This window comes from Sphingomonas sp. NPDC019816 (genome assembly GCF_050274375.1).
GTDB lineage: Bacteria > Pseudomonadota > Alphaproteobacteria > Sphingomonadales > Sphingomonadaceae > Sphingomonas.
On record NZ_JBNNOB010000216.1, the window covers coordinates 1 to 3752 of the forward strand.

The window sequence follows — 3752 nt, forward strand, 5'->3', positions numbered from 1 at the left end:
ACTGGCGTCGGTGACCTGCACGTTCGCGCCCGGCTCACCGGTGCCGGTCAGGATCGAGCCATCGGCGTTGAGCGTGGCGGTCGGCGCGCCGGGAGCGACGAGATCGGGCGTCGCCGCGCTGGTCGCGGGGGAGACATTGCCGGCTGCATCGGTCTGCGTCACGCTCAGCGACTGGCCGGTGGCGGTGCCGGCGGGCAGGGCGACGCTGAAGCTGCCATCGGGGCCGGCCGTGGTGGTGGCGACCGGCTGGCCATTGGCGTCGACGACGCGAATGGTCGCCCCGGACTCGCCGGTGCCGGTCAGGGTGATGCCATCCGCGCTGACTGTTGCGACCGGTGCGTCGGGCGCAGTCGTGTCGTTGGTGACGGCCGTGGTCGGGGGCGAGACATTGCCCGCCGGATCGGCCTGGGTGACCGTCAGCGGGCGGCCGTCCGCCGTCCCGGCGGGCAGCGCGGCGCTATAGCGGCCATCGGCGCCGACAATGGCGGTGCCGACGGGCTGGCCATCGGCATTGGTGACCTGAACGGTCGCACCAATCTCGCCAGTGCCGGTGACGACCGTCCCATCGGCGCTGAGCGCTGCCGTGGGAGCGCCGGGGGCGACAAGGTCAGGGGTAGCGGCGCTGGTCGCTGGTGAGACGTTGCCGGCCGCATCCGTCTGCGTCACGCTCAGCGACTGACCATCGGCGGTGCCGGCTGGCAGGGCGACGCTGTAGCTGCCATCGGCCGCCACCGTGGCGGTGCCGATCGGCTGGCCGGCGGCGTCGGTGACCTGAACCGTCGCGCCGGGTTCGCCGGTGCCCGTCAAAGTGCTGCCGTCCGCGCTGACCGTCGCAGCGGGCGCTGCGGGTGCGGTGGTGTCGGGGGCGGTGACGGTCGTCGTGAGCGAGGCGTTGCCGGCTGCGTCGGTCTGGCTGACGGTTAGAGTCTCGCCATTGGCCTGTGGACTGCTCAGCGTGGCGCTGTAGTTGCCATCGGCGGCGACGGTCGCGGTGCCGAGGATGGTGCCGTCGGCGGCGCGGACCTGGACAGTCGCACCGGGCTCGCCGGTGCCGGTGAGGGTAACGCCATCGGTACCGAGTGTCGCGCTGGGGGCGGCCGGCGCGGCAAGGTCGGGGGTGGCGGCGCTGGTCGCGGGCGAGACGTTCCCGGCCGCATCCGTCTGCGTCACGCTCAGCGACTGGCCATCGGCGGTGCCGGCGGGCAGCGTGACGCTGAAGCTGCCATCGGGGCCTGCCGTCGTGGTGGCGACCGGCTGGCCATTGGCATCGGTCACGCGGATGGTCGCACCGGCCTCACCGGTGCCGGTCAGGGTTGCGCCATCGGCGCTGACCGTCGCGACGGGGGCGTCGGGGGCCGTGGTGTCGTTGGTGACAGCCGTGGTTGGGGGCGAGACATTGCCCGCCGCATCGGTCTGGGTGACGGTCAGCGGACGGCCATCCGCCGTACCGGCGGGCAGCGCGGCGCTATAGCGGCCATCGGCGCCGACGACGGCGGTGCCGACCGGCTGGCCATCGGCGTTGGTGACCTGAACGGTCGCGCCGATCTCGCCGGTACCGGTGACGACCGAGCCATCGGCGCTGAGCGCGGCGGTCGGTGCGCCGGGCGCGATGAGGTCGGGGGTAGCGGCGCTGGTGGCGGGCGAGACGTTGCCGGCGGCATCGGCCTGGGTGACGCTCAGGGACTGACCATCGGCGGTGCCGGCGGGCAGGGCGACGGTGAAGCCGCCGTCCGCGCCGACCGTGGCGGTGCCGATCGGTTGGCCGGCGGCGTCGGTGACCTGCACGGTTGCGCCGGGCTCGCCGGTGCCGGTCAGGGCGGTGCCATCCGCGCTGACCGTCACCACCGGGGCGGCCGGTGGCGTCGTGTCGGGAATGGACGTGTCGGGGGCGGTGATGCTGGTGGCGGGGGAGGCGTTGCCGGCGGCATCGCTCTGGGTGACGGTCAGGGTGCCGCCCGCCGTCTGCGGCGTGGTCAGCGGCAGGGTGTAATTGCCCTGTGCATCGACGTTGGCCGTGCCGATGACCTGGCCGGCGGGGTCGCGCACCGTCACGGTCGCGCCCGGCTCGCCGGTGCCGGTGACGGCGGTCCCTTGCCCATCGATCGCGGCGGTCGGCGCGGTCGGCGCGGTCGTGTCGGCGGCGGTCAGCGTCGCGGCGGGCGAGGTGTTGCCCGCGCCATCGACCTGATCGACGCTCAACGTCTCGCCATTGGTCAGTGCGGGACTGAGCGGCACGGTGAAGCTGCCATCGCTGCCCACAGTGACGGTGCCGATCACCTGGCCGTTCGCGCCGACGACCCGAACCGTCGCACCAGGTTCGCCCGTGCCGGTCACGGTCGCACCGTCACCGGCCAGCGTCGCAACCGGGATCGCGGGGGCGGTGATGTCGGGGGCGAGCAGATCGATGGCGGGGGAGGACAGGCCCTGCGCATTGGTCTGCGACACGTTCAGCGTCTCGCCATTGGCCTGGGCGGGCGAGAGGGTGAGGGTATAGCTGCCGTCCGCCGCCACCACGGCGCTGCCCAGCACCTGGCCCGCCGGGTCGCGCACATTGACGGTCGCGCCGGGCTCGCCGGCACCGGTCACGCTGGTGCCGTCGCCGTTGATCGTCGCGGTCGGCGCGGTGGGCGCCTCCAGGTCCGAGATGATGACGGTGGCGTCGGGCGAGACATTGCCCGCCGCATCGGTCAGCGTGGCCATCAGCATCGTGCCGTTCGCCGGCGGAGTGGCGAGCGTCAGGCTATAGGCCCCTTGTGCATCGACGACCGCCGTGCCCAGCACCGCACCCGATCCGTCACGGATGGTCAGGGTGGTGCCCGGCTCGCCGGTGCCGCTGACGGACACGCCGTCCGCCGCGATCGTGACCGTGGGCGCGGCCGGCGGCGTGATGTCGGGCGCGGTCAGCGGCACGGTCGGCGAGGGATTGCCCGCCGCGTCGCTCTGCGTGACGGTCAGCGCCTCGCCATTGGCCTGCGGCACGTCGAGCGTCAGGCTGTAATTGCCCTGCGCATCGACGGTCGTGGACCCCAGCACGACGCCGGCGGCATCGCGCACCGCGACGACCGCGCCGGGTTCGCCGGTGCCGGCGATGATCGCACCTTCATCGTCGATCGAGGCGGTCGGCGCGGCGGGCGGGGTGAGATCGGGCGCGGTGACGCTGGCGGCGGGGGAGACATTGCCGGCGGCATCGCTCTGGGTGACGGTCAGGGTGCCGCCATTGGCCTGCGCGGTGGTCAGCGTCAGGCTGTAATTGCCCTGCGCATCGACCGTGGCGGTGCCCAGCACCTGACCGGCGGCGTTGCGCACGGTGACGGTCGCACCTGGCTCACCGGTGCCGGTGATGGTCGTGCCCTGGCCGTTGATCGCGGCGGTGGGGACGTTCGGCGCGGTCAGGTCGGGCGCGGTGACCGGGGTGGTGGGCGAGACGTTGCCGGCCGCGTCGGTCTGCGTCACCGTCAGCTGCTGGCCGTTGGTCTGGGGCGGGTTGAGCGGGATGCTGTAATTGCCGTCCGACCCGACCGTGCCGGTGCCCAGCACGGTGCCGTTGCCGCCGATGACGCGCACGGTCGCGCCCGCCTCGCCGGTGCCGGTGACGACGCCGCCATTCGATCCGAACAGCGCGGTCGGCCGCGCCGGGGCGCTGGTGTCGGGCGGGGTGGTCGGCGTCTGCGGGTCGGTGTCGTCATCGCCGCCGCTCGCCACCGCCGCGATCAGGCCGCCGGCCCCCGCCAGACCCAGGATCGCGGGCAGCA

1 protein-coding gene is annotated in these 3752 nt (G+C 73.7%); it reads right to left on the reverse strand.

What is annotated here, in order from left to right; all coding sequences use genetic code 11:
- Nucleotides 1-3752 (reverse strand): Ig-like domain-containing protein (locus ACQKJZ_RS18580; protein WP_427733085.1); only part of this gene is annotated, 3752 nt, incomplete at both ends.